The sequence below is a fragment of the Shimia sp. MIT1388 genome, assembly GCF_047124445.1.
In the GTDB taxonomy this organism is placed as follows: domain Bacteria; phylum Pseudomonadota; class Alphaproteobacteria; order Rhodobacterales; family Rhodobacteraceae; genus Shimia.
In genome coordinates, this window is sequence record NZ_CP138921.1 from 3619692 (window position 1) to 3635001 (window position 15310).

Sequence of the window (15310 nt, forward strand, 5' to 3'; positions counted from 1 at the left end):
ATCAGGGCAAATTGAGGGCAGAAAGCTTAACGATCGCGCTCTGATGTAGCCAAAAGGCAAGGCCGCCTATACCAATGCCAACAGTCCAAAACACCGCATCATGGCGCGCGTCCCAGGCATCATGTGCCCGCGCCAGACAGACCACCGCCGGATAGGCCAAAACCATCGCCAGACCTTGCCCAATCAAGGCGCCGGTGAGGCCATATTGGCTCGCCCCGATCATCAGGCCCACCATCATCAGCGCCGCCCGTGTCGCGGCCAGCAGAAAGAATCCGCGGCTGTCTCCCGCGGCCAGTGCGGCCTGATCGTAGGTCAGGGCAATCACCTGCGGGATTTGCATCACCGCCAAAAGCACTACCACACCCCCGGCCAGCGCATAGCGCGGGTCATAAAGCGCGGCGACCAGCCAGACGCCGATCAGGGCAAACAGCGTCAAAAGCCCCATCAACCCGCCGCTCAACAGCATGCGCATCTTGTGCAATTTGGCGCGGTTCTCGGCGCTCTCACTGGGCGGCTTTTCGCGGTAAATCGGGATCATGATCCGCCGCATCAGCATCCCGCCCAGCAGCAGCGGGAAGGACGCCAGGAAGTAGCCGATGTTGTAGACGCCAAGCGCGCCGAGGCTGAGGTGTTTGCCCAGCACAATTTTGTCACCTTGAGACAGCAGGAAGCCGGCGGCGGTGGAGAGGAAAATCCACTTGCCAAACTGGATCAGTTCGCCGGCGGCGGGCTTGTCCCAGCGCGGTGTGTTGATCGCGCCGGGTAGGAAAATATAGTATAAAATCAACTGCATGACCGTGGTGGTCACCGCATTGGCGACCAAGGCCCAAACCGATCCAGTGGCCCAGGCAATGGCCACACCGACCACCAATCCAATCACCTGTGCTGACAGGTCGATCATCGTGATCCGCCCCAGCGCAAGGTGCCGGTTGGCGCTGTCCTTTTTGGTCGGAAACAGCCCCATGATCAGCAGGGTCAGACCGACCACCGGCAGGATCTCGGCCAGCTCCGGCGCGTCATAAAACGCCGCCGCTGGCACAGCCAAAGCCCATGTCAGGATCAGCAGGAACACCCCGCGCAACACCTGTATGGTCCAGGCAGTGTCGAGGAAGGCGCGGTCCTCGCCGCGTTTGCTTTGCAGGATCGACTGGGTCACGCCCATGTCCGATAGGTTGGACAGCCCCTGCAAGAAGACCCAAACAAGGCTCATCAGGCCAAAGGCCTCTGGAAAAAGCAGGCGAGTGAGGATCAGGTTGGAGGCCAGTCGCAGCGCTTGAGACCCGCCATATCCGAGGATGGTCCAGCCGCCACTGCGAATGGCGCGGGCGGCAAGCGAATTGCCCTGCGTGAGGCTTTTGAGGCGGCTCATCTTCCGCGTTCCCAGGAACCAGATTTTTGCGGTGAAAGCTTCACCACAATCGAGACCGCCGCATAGACCGCAAAGCCCAACGGGTCGCGCAGCATCATGGTTAGTTTTGTGCCCAAGCTAAGCGTGAATTTGTCGTCGTTTTTGAGCAGCTCCGGAAACCGTGCCTTAATTTCGTCAACACCGGCGTTCTGGCGCCGCCGCACTTTGACCAAGGCGGCGAATCCTTCAACCAGCGGCCAATCGTAGCCCGCTGCGGTGCCGATGCGCTCCTCCGGTGTGAAGTTGAGTCGCACAAACGTGTCGTCCGAAATGATGCCGGGAAACTCCTGCCAGCGCGTGCGACCGGCGGCGTTCACCGCAAACAATCCTGCGCCAGGAACGCCGTGGGTGATAAATGGCACTTTGCTATAGGTGCGCGCATAGGCCCGCGTGGCCCATGTCTTGGCGCGCGACAGCCGCAAGGTGCCGCTGGCATATCGTGGCGCATCTGTGTTCAGCGCTTCGGCAATTTGTCCCATCAGGGCGGGGTCGACCCGAACATCGGCGTCCAGATAAGCGCGGGTGCCAAAGCTGGCGGATGCGTCGGCAGCGTTCAGAGCACCCATTTTGCCCAAAGCGGGCAGGTCAAGAATTGTGAGGGTCCAGCCTTTGTCCTCAGCTTGCGTGCGAAAGCTCTCGGCAATCTGCACCGTGTCGTCGTCACAGCCATTGGCAGCCACCACAATCTGCGCCACCTCCGGCCCGTCAGAGGCCAAAACGGCTTCCAAACAAGGGCCGATGTGGGCGGCCTCATTGTTGGCCGGAATGAGAATGCTCAGCACGGAATTGGCTCGCCTCTGACGTCACGTTTGGCGCAACCTATCAGATCGGCGTAGGTCGGGGCAGGGGGATTTCCCCTTTCACATCAACCCTGTGTCACAAAAGCCCGCTCAGTGGCAGCACCAGCGCGGGGGCGTCTTCAAAGGCCACAGCCTCCATCTCGGTCAAAAGATAGCTGCGCCCGTCTGCAATTGCCCGCACCTGTGTACCCTCGCGGCTGAATTCATACTCGCTCTGTGTCCCTGGCAAAATCGCCCGATCTGTGCCCGGTCCGCCATGCAACAGGTCGCCCGGTCCCCGCGCCACCAGCACATCATTGCCGCCCATGCCCAACAGCACATCGCGCTTGCCGGTGCCTTCCAGCCGGTTGGTGTCGTCGTCACCAAGGTAAATCCCGCCGTGCAGGAAAGTGTCCTCCGCACGGTCTTCGCTCCAATGGGGGCCGGTCAGGTTGTAGTCCATCAACACATCGTGCCGGGGTGTCTTGTCCCCGAGATACCGCAGATGCCCCCAACTGCCCCATTTGCTCGGCTTGCCCACATCGGTAAAGGCATTGAAGCTCTGCCCACCCAAACTGCGCCATGCGGCCAGCAGCTCTTCATACATCGCGCCCATCTCGGTGCTTGTGCTGAACTCTGTAAAAAAACGCCGTTAGCGCCGCATCATTGGCCTCAACACCCACGCCCACCGCATGGTTGCCGCCTTCATACATCACCAGCTTCAGACCATTCTTGCGCGCCACGTCGCGGTGATACGGCAACAGCTTGCCGGTCAGTTCTTTCAACTCGCCCTTGCGCAACCACTCTGCCGCCTGCGCCGCAACGCCCTCATGGGCGTGGTCGTCCACATAGGTCGTCAGCGCCGCCCGTTGCAGCCCTTCTGCTACCCCCGCCGCTTCCGCCTGTTTGCGTGCCGTATCAAGCCAACCGCGCAGCTCTTTTGAGCCCTCGTCTTCCATGCCCAACGTCACGCCAAAATAGCCGGTCACCCCGTAGGCCTCAAACAAGCTCACCGGCGCGGGGTTGCCCTCTGCCTGCCACAGCGGCGCTTGCAAAAGCCCTTTTTCAAAACCCGGCCAGCCGGTGTGTGTCGCAATCACCCGCGTCAACCGCCCCTCGGCCACCTCGCCATACACCTCGCCCCAAATGCGCGCCATCTCCGCCGCCCGCATGCCGGCAAACTGCATCTGCACGTCCTGGCCTTTGCCCCAACGCGCCTCGCCCTCTTTCAACGCCCATTGCGCCTGCTCAAAGCCCCAGTTCCACATTTCGTTGGAGTATTCGACATGAGTGTTGAGCTCGGCATCCAGATGGTCGTGCACATAGCTGGCAAAAGCGGTCAGATAGCCCTGATCCGCCAGATGCGGCATGGTGAACCACGGGTCTGCGCCAATCTCATTGGCCAGCCGCACCATCACCTCCACCGGCACCCCGCGCCAGCCATAGGTGAAGTCACTCTCCAAGGGCCGCCCGTCCCAACCGGACTGGGTGGAGCCATTGGTCTTCATCCAATCCATAAACCGCACCATGCGCAGGTCATCGACCACGTTGAGCCACATAGGATTGAACACCGCGCCCGCCTCGGCAAGCAGGATGTAGGGCTGCGCGATCACCTGAATATTGCGCACATAATCGCCGGTCATGTCGGGGTCCGGCTGGCGGATTTTGATCCCCACCGGCCCTTCGCCCGGCGTGAAGTCAAACCAGATCTCCCCCGGCGCTTTGGAGGTCACCCGCGCGCGACCAGTAAGCTCAATCTCCCCCACGCCTTGCCACGTCACCCGATAGCGCCCGGCCAGCCCACTGGCCTCTTCCGGTAGGTCGGTCAGGATAAGCGCCTCAACCGACTCGATGTCCTCCGGCACGCCCCAGACCCAGCCCTCTTCGTCCAGCAAGCCGCGTGCGTCCAGCTCATCAAAGCTCACGCCGCCCCATTGGCCGGGCAGATGCCCCACCCAAGGCCGCGCGGTTTTCATCACGTTGATAAACGGCTGCTGCGTGGACCAATCGCTGATCCCGCTCAACCCCATGGCCAGCGCCGGATCGGCCAGCCCAAGTCCCGCTAGCTGCGGCGCATCTCCGTCTGGCGTGCGAAAGGGCACACCGGACGGCACCTCCCGGGCCGCCGCTTGCTGCAAAGGTTTCAACACCAGCCGGTGGATTTCATCACGCACCGCTTCCCAATAGGTGCGCACATCCGCATGGATGCTCTCCGGAATATCCAGCACCAAAGGCAATTCCGCCTCATAGAGGCTCACATAAGTGATTGCGGCTGCGAGGAAATAGGTCGTCGGCGTGCCATGGGGCGCATCGTCGGTGTAAAACACCTCCGCGTCCAACCCATCCAGAACGCCCCCCTCAATCAGCTCGGCCAAGGTGCTTGCCACCGGGATCAGGTCAATCTCCGCATCCGGCCGGGCGTCGCGCAGCGCGTCGACATAGTCCTCAAACCACTCGTGATAATCGCCACTGTTGAACCGCTGATACTTGCGCATTTGCCGCGCGCTGGGCGGGAACTTTTTGACCTGACTGCCCATGTCAGCCCAGCCTTCATAGATCGCAATCCGCACCGGACCAACGGCACTTTGCATGGTGTCGATCACGTCCAGCGTGGCCGACAGGGGGGAGGCATTGTCCGGGTTGTCGCCATGGAAGGCTTTGTCGGCGTCTTGATACTGAATGAAGTTCGCCGGGGTGATCACAATCGTGTCCCAGTTCACATCGGCAAAGTTGCGGTAATCCCGCGTCCAGCCACGGGTCACATCGTTGAACCGCCATCCGGCGCTGGGCGTCTCGCTTTTGGCAAAGTCGCGTAGAAAGCCCCATTGCCCGTCCAGTTTTAATTCCGTGCCAGCCGCCACTGCCATTTGGCTCAACCAATGTGGCACCGCGGTTTCATCGGTGTCGGTCAGGTGATGCACCAGGCTGTTGCCAAACACATAGACCGTCTGCGGGGCAGGGGGCTCTGTGGTCTGGGCTGTGTCCTGCGCAGCGGCAATTTGCGCCGTCACCAATAGGGAAACTGCCGCAACCGCCGCCCCAAGTCTCTGTTTCAAGGTCTTTGTGAACACGCGCCGCGTCCTCCTAGCCTGTTGTTGGGTCCAATATGGGCGATTTAGGGGGCTGTTCAAAGGGGATTGCTCGGGAATAGGGACCTAGGGTTAGGGTTGAACGAACTACGTAGTCTTACCACCTTGCCCGTGGCCCCTCCCAAAAGGCACTGTTGGCGTCAGATCAGGCAGTTTGGGAGGCATCCATGATCGGCACAGCTCTACCGCAGGACCGGGGGTTTGACACCAACCGCTTGGCGCAGCTGTCGGGCTGGATGGACCAACTTGTCACCGATCGCAAATATGCCGGCTGCGGTGCTTTGATCGCACGCGATGGTGACGTGGTGTTTGACCACGCCACCGGTTTGCGTAGCATCGCCGCTGGCACTCCGTTTGAGCGGGACACCGTGGCGCGGATCTATTCCATGACCAAACCGGTCACCACGGTTGCGCTGATGATGTTGGTGGAGCGCGGCCTTGTGCATCTGGATGCGCCGGTGTCCAATTTCATTCCCGCCTTCAAAGACTGCCACGCGCTGGTGCCTGGCGCCTCGACGATGGATCAGGTGGAACCCTGCGCCACGCCCACCCTGCATCAACTTGCAACCCACACCAGTGGTCTGAGCTACCCGTTTAATCCCGGCCTGTTAGCCAAACAGATGGACGCGCAGGACTTGATGTTCAAAGCCAACCAGGGCCCGCTGTCCGATATGGCGGATCAGGTGGCGGCCCTGCCTTTGGCGTTTCAACCCGGCACGCGCTGGGAATACTCCGTCAGTATCGACATTCTGGGCCGTGTGATCGAAGTCATCACCGGGCAGAGCCTCGCCGAGTTCCTAGAAAGTGAAATCCTCGATCCGCTGGGCATGTCGGAAACCGGCTTTTCGGTCATCCCCGGCACCGAGGATCGGTTTGCCGATCTGTATACCCCGCTTGAAGGTGACGCGATGGCGCTGAATCAAGCAAAGATTGGCGCGGACACCCTGCGCCTTGTGGACACAACCGACGGCTCGCCCTTCCTCAATGCTTCCATGCACTCCGGCGGTGGCGGGCTTGTGGGCACGATGGACGATTACCTGCGCTTTGCCGAAATGCTGCGCCGGGGTGGCGCGCTGGGCGATGTGCGTCTGCTGTCGCCGCGCACCGTGCGCTTCATGACCTCCAATCACCTGCCCGGCGACATCGCCTCCATGGGGCCAATGAGTTTTGCTGAGCAGCCGATGGATGGCATGGGCTTTGGTTTGGGCGGTGCAGTGGTACTCGATCCGGCCCGCGCCCGTTGCCCGGGCAGTGTCGGCGACTTCAGCTGGGGCGGCATGGCTTCCACCTTCTTCTGGATCGATCCGGTGGAAAAGCTCTCAGTGGTATTCTTCACGCAGCTCTCGCCGTCGAGTTCTTACCCAACCCGGCCACAGCTCAAAGCTTTGGTACATGCGGCGTTGACCAGCTAAAGGTTAACGGCGCTGGTGCGCAAAAATACGCACCTCCGCAAAACAGCCGTGATACCGACGCAATACCGACGTGGATTTTGGCGGGTTAACGGGCGCTCTTCAGAACCATCTGCGCCACCAGATTGAGCGCCAGAAACAGCACCGCAGCAGCGCAGACAATCGACGGTCCGGCAGGGGTGTCCATCTGATAAGACAGGCCCAATCCGCCCACCGCCGCCAGCGCGCCAATACCCGCCGCGCCAAAGGCCATCGCCTCCGGTGAGCGCGCCACCGCGCGCGCCGCCGCCGCCGGAATGATCAGCATCGCGACAATCAACAACGCGCCGACAACCTTGATTGCGACAGCCACCACGATCGCGAGGCCGAGCGTCATAAGTTGTTGTTCTCGCTTGGGATTGATCCCGCTAGCATAGGCCAGTCCGCGGTTCACCGTGGAGGTCAAAAGCGCCTGCCAGCGCCAGGCCATCAGCCCGATCACAATCGCCGCGCCGATCCAGATCACCAGCAGATCAATCTTGCTGACCGCCAAAATATCGCCAAACAGATAGGAGTTCAGGTCCAGCCGCACACCGCGCAGAAACGACACCGCCACAAGGCCAAACGCCAGCGCGGAATGGGCCAAAACGCCCAGAATGGTGTCCACGCCATAGCCTTTTTCCGACAGGTTGGACACGGTCAACGCCATCGCCAAAGCCACGCCCATGGCCCCCACAAACACCGAAACCCCAAACCCCAAAGACAGCGCCACGCCAAGGATCGCCGCATGCGCCGTGGCGTCGCCGAAATAGGCCATCCTGCGCCAAACAACGAAGCAGCCCAGAGGCGCAGCGGCCAAGGCCACACCCACGCCTGCAAAGAGCGCGCGGATCAGGAAGTCGTCAAACATATCAATGGGATCCGTGGTCGTGCCCGCAATCATGCGCATCGTCATGATCGTGGTGATGGTGGTGGTCATGTTCGTGCCGATAAAGCGCCAGTGCGCCATGGGTGCCGGTGCCAAACAGCGCGCGATATTCTGGTGCTGAGGCGACAATTTCCGGCGTGCCGTGACAACATACATGGCCGTTAAGACAGACCACACGGTCCGACGCGCTCATCACAACATGCAGCTCGTGACTGACCATCAGGACTGCCGCTCCGGTGTCTCGGCGCACTTGTTCGATTTGGGTGTAGAGATCGGCTGAGCCGGGTTGGTCCAAGCCGGTGGTCGGCTCGTCCAGAATGAGCAGATCCGGCTTGTCCATCAAAGCCCGCGCCAACAACACGCGCTGAAACTGCCCGCCAGACAAGCCCGCCATTGGGCGATCTTGCAACCCATCTGCGCCAACCTGTTGCAACGCCGCTTGAATATCCGCCGCACTGCGCCGCTTGGGCAAAGACAAAAACCGCGCTGCCGTCAGTGGCATGGTCGCATCAATCGCAAGCTTCTGGGGCACATAGCCAATTCGCATGCCCGCGGCTTTCAGAATGGTGCCGCTGTCTGGCTTCAAAGCCCCGATGATACAGCGCAGTAAAGTCGACTTACCGCTGCCGTTGGGCCCCACAATGGTGACAATCTCACCCTTGTCGATGGTCAGCGCGACATTGGCCAAGGCCTGATGGCTGCCGTGCTGCACAGACAGGCCATTGATGGTCACCAGCCTCATGCGGCGGTCTCCGTCTTGCGACAGGTTGGGCACATCCCCTCCGCCTCGACAATGGTGTTTTCGATTTGAAACCCAATTTTATCAGCCACTTCGCCTAGAGTGGATTGTAGTGGCGCGGCGGTTTCCGCCACGGTTTCACAGGCGCGACAGATTAGGAAAACCGGCGTGTGCGAGTCTCCCGGATGGGCGCAAGCGATGTAGGCGTTGAGCTTCTGGATTTTGTGGGCAAAGCCGTTTGCTACCAGAAAATCCAGCGCGCGATAGACCACCGGTGGTTGCGAGGCAAAGCCTTCGTCCGACAACATGCCAAGGATGTCATAAGCCCCCATGGCGCGGTGTTCCTGAAGCAGGATTTCCAGCACCCGCCGCCGCCCTTTGGTGAGCCGCAGCCCTTGCGCAGCACAGGCGTCTTCGGCGGCTTTCATCCCGCCCCCAACACAGGCCGCGTGATCATGCTGTCCAAAGCCCACAGTTTGCATGTCGCCTCTCCACTCAAAAGGATGACTTGATATAGTATAACATTTACACTAGAGCCAGCGCAAATATTCAAATCAGAGGATACCCTCATGCGAATCATCAGCGCGGCCTTCGCGGCCTCTCTTGTAGCATTTTCCGCGCAGGCCGATGCCCCAAAGGTGGTGACAGATATTGCGCCAATTCAAGCGCTTGTTGCCAAGGTGATGGACGGGGTTGGTACCTCTCAGCAGTTGCTGCCTGCCAATGTCTCGCCGCATGATTACGCCATGCGCCCATCCGAGGCCCGCGCACTACAGAACGCTGATCTGGTGATTTGGGTTGGGGCAGAATTGACGCCGATGCTGGAGGACTCGATTGAGTCGTTGGCGGGTGAGGCCGCCACCCTCGAGCTGTTGCACCTGAACGGCACGCGCGAATTGGAATTCCGCGAGAGTGAGACGTTCATCGAAATGTCATTGGGCGGCAAAGATCACCATGATCATGGGGATGAGCATCACGACGCACATGACGAGCACGCGGATCATGGCGAGCATGATGAGCACGACAAGCATGATGACCATGCGCACGAGGATCATGACGATCATGAAAAGCATGAAGACGACGAGCATGCAGAGCACAAAGAGAGTCACGACGATCATCACGAAGAGCATGACGACCATGGCTCCCATGATGGTCACAGCCATGAAGGTGTTGACCCGCATGCCTGGCTTGACCCTGAAAACGCGCGTTTTTGGGCCAGCGCAATTGCATTGAAGCTTTCTGAAATCGATCCGGACAACGCAGCGGCCTATCGTGCCAATGCGGCAGATCTGGATGCGGAACTGGCCGGCCTCACGGCATCAATTTCAGAACAACTGGCGCCGCTACAGGGCAAAGGCTTTGTGGTGTTTCACGATGCCTACCAGTATTTCGAGACCCGCTTTGATCTGGCGGCGTCCGGGGCTTTCCTGAACGGCGATGGGGCCGCGCCAAGTGCCGCGCGTCTGAAGGGCATTCAGGATGTTTTGGCCGACAACAACATCTCCTGCGTTTTTACAGAGCCGCAGTTTAACGACGACATCGTGAAAGCGATCAGCGAAGGTCTCGATCTGCATTCCGAGGAGCTGGACCCAACCGGAGCCAAGCAGGACACGCCAAACTATGTGGACCTGATCCAGACATTGGCCAACCAGTTTGAGGCCTGCCTGTCGCACTAAGGCGTCAGGTCCAATGCAACTCGGCGGGGCGGATCTCAAACGAGATGTGATGCGCCCCGCCTGCCAACCCATCCACCGTGTGGTTTGCCAAAGCACGCCAATAGGGCTGGATGGTCACCGCGTCGTCTTGCAGAATTTTTTCCCCCTGCGCGACCAACGCGCGACGCTTGTCGATGTCCACGGTGCCGAGGGCCTCGTCCAGAATTGCGTCAAATGCAGGGTTTGAATAGCCAAACTCGTTCCACGCCTCGCCGCTGCGATAGGCCAGCGCCCAGATTTGCACGCCCAGTGGGCGGTGGTTCCAGTCCGTGGCGCTAAACGGGAAGCTGTCCCAGTTGTCCCAATAGGTGTTGCCCGGCACCACACGGGTTTTGGCTTTGAAACCAGCGTCCCGCAACTGCGCCACAACGGCATCGGTGGTGTTTTTGCGCCAGGCGTCGTCGATGGTGTGAATTTCCATCTCGAAATCCTCGGCGCCCACCTCTTTCAACAATGCCCTTGCGCCTTCAGGGTCATACTCCGGTACGCCAATGTCGGAGTATTCCGGGTGGGCTGGTCCAATGTGGTGGTTTTGCGCGACTTCTCCGCGTCCTTCATTGCCTAGCTCCAGCAGAATGCCATTGTCCACGGCCTTCATAATCGCTTGGCGGACTCGCAGGTCCGCATACGGTTTGATGCCGCCCACCTCGGCCGCCTGATTGGGGCGGACGACTACCGTGGCCATGGAAATCACGTCATGTTTGGTCCAGCCGTCAAAGCTGCCAATCAGATCGGCGTATTCGCCGTCCACGGAGTAGGTCATGTCGATCTCCCCATCCCGCGCCGCGCGGGCCCAGGCGGCGGGGTCGGTGCCAAAATCAAGGAACTCGATCCGGTCCAGCCAGGCGCCATTGCCCGCATTCCACCAGCTATGGCTGGCATTGCGCACAAGCACGCCTTTTTCTCCGGGGATCAAACTCTCTGGCAAGTAAGGGCCTGTGCCAATGGGTTGTTCCAGCATCGTCGCGGCATCAAACTCCTCCGGCACAATGGCGGCAGGGTAATCCGCCATGCCGGGGATCAGGGAGATGTCGGGTTTGGGCAGGTTGAGCCGCACCGTGTGACCGTCCACCACTTCAATGGCGCCCTCCAGCGCTTGGTTGGTGTTGGGATTAATCAGTGTGGCAAAGCGCCCAGCCATCGAATTGCCAGCCATGTCACGGTCACACCAGCCGCGGATGTTGCGGGCCACGTCCTCTGTGGTGAAGGCGGTGCCGTTGTTCCAGGTTACGTCTTTGCGCACGAAGAGCGTGTAGGTTTTGGCGTCGTCAGAAATCTCCCAACTCTCCAGAAGCGCGGGCTTAAACGTGCCATCGCTTTCATAGGTGATCAGGGTTTCCAGCCAACCACGTGTAAAATTGGCGATCTGTGGCCAATCAAACAGGCGCGGGTCTTTGAGCGCGCGCACTTCCTGCTGAATGCGTACCGTGCCGCCCTGTTTGGGCGCTGTTTGCGCTGCCGCGGGCGTGGACAAGCCCAACATTCCGTAAGCAGTGGCGGAGGTGGCCCCAAACGCGCTTGCCAAAGCCAGAAATTCCCGCCGATCCACGCCGCCTCGTCGCACTTTGTCTGCGTGGTGAAGAAGGTGGGAGGGCATTGGCTGTCCGTTGCGCTTGGTAAAATTCATGGCGTCCTCTTGAGCGGGCGGAGGTCGAGGTGGCGTGTCTCTATTCTTCACCGTGTGTGTTGCAGGGGCAAGACATAAGCCTGTGATCTGACAGGTGTTTCCGGCAAGACTCAGCTTAGGATGTTTTTCTTAAGGGCTGTTTAGCCGTGCCTGCGCGCTGTGGTATGCACAGTTCAAACAAACCTTGAGGCCAGTTCGTTGCGCATTTTGAGCGTCACATCGGTGCGAAATGAAGCGCCCTATCTGTTGGAGTGGATTGCGCACCATCGCGGCGCGGGGGTGACCGATTTTCTGATCTACTCAAACGACTGTGATGATGGCACGGATCAGATGTTGTCTCTGTTGTCGGAGGCCGGCGAGGTGGTGCATGTACCGCATGTTCCAGAGCCAAACAAAAGCATCCAGTGGCAGGCACTGCGACAGGCGTGGAAGCATCCGCTGCGCAAAGCGGCAGACTGGATCATGGTCACGGATGTGGATGAGTTCCTCAACATCCATGTGCCGGGACATCAAATTCCGGATCTGGTGGGCAAAATCCCAGCAGATACTGACGCAATCGTCTTGCCCTGGCGGCTGTTTGGCAACAACGAGCGCGTCGCCATTGAGGATACGCCGGTCACCGAACAGTTCACCCGCTGTATCCCGGCGGAGGCGCAATATCCGGTGGCGGCCAGCCTGTTCAAAACGCTGTTTCGCGCGAAGGGGCCTTTCAATCAGTTGGGCGTGCATCGCCCCAAGCAGAAAGACCCGGAAAAGGCTGGCTTGCCTAAAATGATCGATGGCTCTGGCCGACCGGTGCATCCGTTTCTGGCCAAGACCCCGCAACGTTTGTCGCTCTATGACCTCGGCGTCGCGCGGGACTTGGTGGAGTTGAACCACTACGCGGTGCGCTCGGCGGCGGCCTTTGTAGTCAAGCGCGACAGGGGGCTGCCCAACCGCGCGACCAAAAAGGTCGATCTCGCGTATTGGGTGGAGCGCAATTTCAACACCGAGGAAAACACCTCCATCGCAAACATGCGCCCGGCAACAGAACGCGAACTGATGCGATTGCGGGCCATCGATGGCGTTGCAGAGACGCATGCGGCGGGCGTGAAATGGCATCAAGAGCGGTTTGAGGCTCTGATTGCGCAACCGGAGGTGCAGGAGCTCATGTCACAAATCCTTTGCGCTGGTAGCAGTCAGGTGCCCCCTCGCGATTTGCAGCGGCAGTTGGTAAAGTGGTATCAACAAGCCAACTATAAGAATTCCTGACACAAACGTGCAGGCGGGCAGCGGATAACAAGGGCCACAGTATGGGCAAAGCGGCGTTTCACTATCGCGAACTGACACACACGCAGGTGTCAGGCAGCACGGTGCTGTCGTGCCTGAAGCTGGACGATGCTGCGAAGCCGGAGTGTCTGGCCTTCTTCAAAACGGGCCTTGCTGAAAATGGGTTAAAGTCGGGATCTGACACCAAGATCACCAACATGCGCAGCGTAGGCAACGGCTTGATTGTCAATCTGACTTACGAAGGCGACGCCCCGGCGGTCAAAGTGAACGGCGAAGAATGTCGCTTACCGATTGAGCCTCAAGAGCTGGACATCTTTGCTGCGCTCAACGTGATGCTGGCGGTACGCAACGGCGAAACCGCGCAGGCCACCTTGGATTGGCTGCGCTATCACGCCCGCCACCATAATCTGCAAGGTGCAGTGATCCTGGATCGCGCCGAGCCGGGCACCGACACGGCTTATCTCGAAGAGCTGGAGGCCGGTGTGTCCATCATTGCCGGGCTCAAGCAGGTCATGGTTCTGCGTGCTGACACGCCATTGGGCGCTTTGGATTTACCCTCTGAGGCTCACCCTTACAACGCGCCAGATGCACCGGGCAAAGACCGGATGGATATTCCGCCTCCGTCCCCCTGGGACTCGCCACTGGCCGAACTGCAACTGATCGAGATGATCCGCTATCGCTGGCTCAACTCCGCGCGGGCGGTGGCGTTGCTGGATATCTCTGATCTGGTTATGCAGATCAAAGGCAAGGGCACGAAAGGTCGGAGCCTGTTTGATATGGCGGTGAAATCTTCGTCCGGCGTGGTGACGTTGGTGGGGCAGCATTGCTACCCATGGCGCGTGCGCAATGGCGAGATGGTGAATCATGGCGACCACATCTGTGTGCAGTTTGACGCTGCCAAAATGCGCCGCCGCTGGGTTGTGGCTCCGCAGAAGACTGGACCAGAGGTGGTCTGGCGCTTGATCCGCGTGGTTGGCGCGAAACCCGGCGCAGATGAGTGGGTCAAATTCTACCGCTGCATGGGCCTGCGCCACCCTACTGACAGCGTCGGGCAGATTGTGCCCAAGACCTCGCTGATTGAAGAGGCGGAGCTGATCAAACTGTCTAAAAAGAAGTTTGACCACAAACCGATCCGCATGCCGGAAATCGCCGCCCCCAAGGTGAACCCGGCCGACAATGATGTGGCGATCATCACCTGCATGAAAAACGAAGGGCCGTTTATTCTTGAATGGCTGGCCTATCACCGCGCCATCGGGGTGAAAGACGTGCTGGTCTACACCAACGACTGTAACGACGGCACAGACACGTTTCTGGACCTGTTGCAGGACAAAGGTTTTGTGCAGCACCGTGATAACCCGTTCAAAGGCACCAACCTCAAACCGCAACACGCCGCGCTTCAGGCGGGGGAAAAAGAAGAGATCATCCAGAAGGCCGATTGGGTGATTTCCATGGATGTGGATGAGTTCATCAACGTTAAAGTGGGGGACGGCACACTGCCCGCCTTGTTTGAGGCGGTGGGCGACGCCAATCTGATTTCCTGTACCTGGCGGCTGTTTGGCAACTCAGATGTGCATGAGTACGCGGACGAACCGCTGATGGCACAGTTTACCCGCTGCGCGCGCGAAATGACCCGTAAACCGCATCAGGCGTGGGGCTTCAAAACGCTTTACCGCAACATTGGCCTGTTCAAGAAACTGGGGGTTCACCGTCCCAAAGGCCTCAACCCCCAGCTTTGGTCCCACATCAATTGGGTCAACGGCTCCGGCCAACCCCTGCCCAAGGACATGTATCGCAACGCGTGGCGTTCCACGACCGACACCATCGGCTATGACCTCGTGCAGCTTAACCACTACGCCGTGCGCTCGGCTGAGAGCTTCTTGGTCAAGCGGGACCGGGGCCGTGTGAACCACGTCGATCGCGATCAAGGCATGGCCTATTGGTTCCGGATGAACAACAACACCGAGGAAGACACCTCGATCCAGCGCATGATCCCGGCAATGCAGGCGGAGATGGATCGGCTGTTATCGGACCCCGAGATTGCCGAGGCGCATGCGTTTTCCGTGGATCGCCACCGCGCCAAAATCGATGCGCTCAAGGAAACCTCGAACTACAGCAAGTTCTATGACGATCTGACCAGCGCCCGTCAGGAACGTCTGGCGCGGCTGCACCCGCATTTTGGTGCCAACGTCTTCTTGGCTGGTCCCGAGGTCATCCCCGATTGGGTGGTGGAACGCGACTTGCCAGAGGACTTCTTCTTCACTGTCGAGAAGCAAGACACGGCGCACTAGCACAAATTGTCGTGGAATTTCCGAAGACAGCCCAATGGTTTCCGCGTAAACTGTTTCCAAAGTAAGAACAAAGGTTGAGG

Annotated in this window: 12 protein-coding genes; 4 read left to right on the forward strand and 8 right to left on the reverse strand. The window is 59.6% G+C overall.

What is annotated here, in order from left to right; translation table 11 throughout:
• Position 1: 1 nt before the first annotated feature.
• From SIB92_RS17760 to SIB92_RS17775, 4 genes are all read right to left on the reverse strand, one after another.
• Complete coding sequence (locus SIB92_RS17760; RefSeq protein ID WP_412553296.1) at positions 2-1369, reverse strand: oligosaccharide flippase family protein; 1368 nt, start codon at positions 1367-1369, stop codon at positions 2-4.
• Entirely contained in the window at positions 1366-2190 is an 825-nt protein-coding gene (locus SIB92_RS17765; RefSeq protein ID WP_412553297.1) for a glycosyltransferase family 2 protein, read from the reverse strand. Before SIB92_RS17765 ends, SIB92_RS17760 begins: the two co-directional genes overlap by 4 nt.
• A 94-nt stretch (positions 2191-2284) precedes the next feature.
• Positions 2285-2794, reverse strand: coding sequence for a hypothetical protein (locus tag SIB92_RS17770; RefSeq protein WP_412553298.1), 510 nt, complete (start codon positions 2792-2794; stop codon positions 2285-2287).
• Entirely contained in the window at positions 2787-5258 is a 2472-nt protein-coding gene (locus SIB92_RS17775; protein ID WP_412553299.1) for a calcium-binding protein, read from the reverse strand. The genes SIB92_RS17770 and SIB92_RS17775 overlap by 8 nt, the downstream gene beginning before the upstream one ends.
• Positions 5259-5443: 185 nt before the next feature.
• Here SIB92_RS17775 and SIB92_RS17780 point away from each other — a divergent pair, with 185 nt between their 5' ends.
• Positions 5444-6688 (forward strand): serine hydrolase domain-containing protein, encoded by a 1245-nt coding sequence (locus SIB92_RS17780; protein ID WP_412553300.1) that lies wholly within the window; start codon positions 5444-5446, stop codon positions 6686-6688.
• An 85-nt stretch (positions 6689-6773) separates the two neighbouring features.
• Here SIB92_RS17780 and SIB92_RS17785 read toward each other — a convergent pair whose 3' ends face one another.
• From SIB92_RS17785 to SIB92_RS17795, 3 genes are read right to left on the reverse strand one after another with little or no spacing between them, the layout of a single operon-like run.
• Positions 6774-7574: a metal ABC transporter permease gene (locus tag SIB92_RS17785; RefSeq protein WP_412555867.1), complete on the reverse strand. Its 801-nt coding sequence runs from the start codon at positions 7572-7574 to the stop codon at positions 6774-6776.
• A gap of 1 nt (position 7575) precedes the next feature.
• Positions 7576-8334: a metal ABC transporter ATP-binding protein gene (locus SIB92_RS17790; protein WP_412553301.1), complete on the reverse strand. Its 759-nt coding sequence runs from the start codon at positions 8332-8334 to the stop codon at positions 7576-7578.
• Positions 8331-8813, reverse strand: coding sequence for a Fur family transcriptional regulator (locus SIB92_RS17795; protein ID WP_412553302.1), 483 nt, complete (start codon positions 8811-8813; stop codon positions 8331-8333). Before SIB92_RS17795 ends, SIB92_RS17790 begins: the two co-directional genes overlap by 4 nt.
• A gap of 87 nt (positions 8814-8900) precedes the next feature.
• Between SIB92_RS17795 and SIB92_RS17800 the strand changes: the two genes are divergently transcribed.
• Positions 8901-10007 (forward strand): zinc ABC transporter substrate-binding protein, encoded by a 1107-nt coding sequence (locus SIB92_RS17800; RefSeq protein WP_412553303.1) that lies wholly within the window; start codon positions 8901-8903, stop codon positions 10005-10007.
• Between the two features lie 4 nt (positions 10008-10011).
• Here the strand turns inward: SIB92_RS17800 and SIB92_RS17805 are convergent, their stop codons facing one another.
• Positions 10012-11673 (reverse strand): ABC transporter substrate-binding protein, encoded by a 1662-nt coding sequence (locus SIB92_RS17805; RefSeq protein ID WP_412553304.1) that lies wholly within the window; start codon positions 11671-11673, stop codon positions 10012-10014.
• Positions 11674-11895: 222 nt separating this feature from the next.
• On the opposite strand from SIB92_RS17805, the gene SIB92_RS17810 reads away from it, so the two are divergent.
• Both SIB92_RS17810 and SIB92_RS17815 read left to right on the forward strand, forming a co-directional pair.
• Positions 11896-12924, forward strand: a complete 1029-nt coding sequence (locus SIB92_RS17810) for a glycosyltransferase family 2 protein (protein WP_412553305.1) — start codon at positions 11896-11898, stop codon at positions 12922-12924.
• A 41-nt stretch (positions 12925-12965) separates the two neighbouring features.
• Entirely contained in the window at positions 12966-15230 is a 2265-nt protein-coding gene (locus SIB92_RS17815) for a glycosyltransferase family 2 protein (RefSeq protein ID WP_412553306.1), read from the forward strand.
• Positions 15231-15310 lie beyond the last annotated feature (80 nt).

Bases quoted from the DNA above. Each gene is read 5' to 3' on its own strand.
- SIB92_RS17815 (WP_412553306.1), top strand. From the start codon at position 12,966: ATGGGCAAAGCGGCGTTTCACTATCGCGAACTGACACACACGCAGGTG.
- SIB92_RS17795 (WP_412553302.1), bottom strand. From the start codon at position 8,813: ATGCAAACTGTGGGCTTTGGACAGCATGATCACGCGGCCTGTGTTGGG.
- SIB92_RS17770 (WP_412553298.1), bottom strand. From the start codon at position 2,794: ATGTATGAAGAGCTGCTGGCCGCATGGCGCAGTTTGGGTGGGCAGAGC.
- SIB92_RS17800 (WP_412553303.1), top strand. From the start codon at position 8,901: ATGCGAATCATCAGCGCGGCCTTCGCGGCCTCTCTTGTAGCATTTTCC.
- SIB92_RS17805 (WP_412553304.1), bottom strand. From the start codon at position 11,673: ATGAATTTTACCAAGCGCAACGGACAGCCAATGCCCTCCCACCTTCTT.
- SIB92_RS17785 (WP_412555867.1), bottom strand. From the start codon at position 7,574: ATGTTTGACGACTTCCTGATCCGCGCGCTCTTTGCAGGCGTGGGTGTG.
- SIB92_RS17780 (WP_412553300.1), top strand. From the start codon at position 5,444: ATGATCGGCACAGCTCTACCGCAGGACCGGGGGTTTGACACCAACCGC.
- SIB92_RS17760 (WP_412553296.1), bottom strand. From the start codon at position 1,369: ATGAGCCGCCTCAAAAGCCTCACGCAGGGCAATTCGCTTGCCGCCCGC.
- SIB92_RS17790 (WP_412553301.1), bottom strand. From the start codon at position 8,334: ATGAGGCTGGTGACCATCAATGGCCTGTCTGTGCAGCACGGCAGCCAT.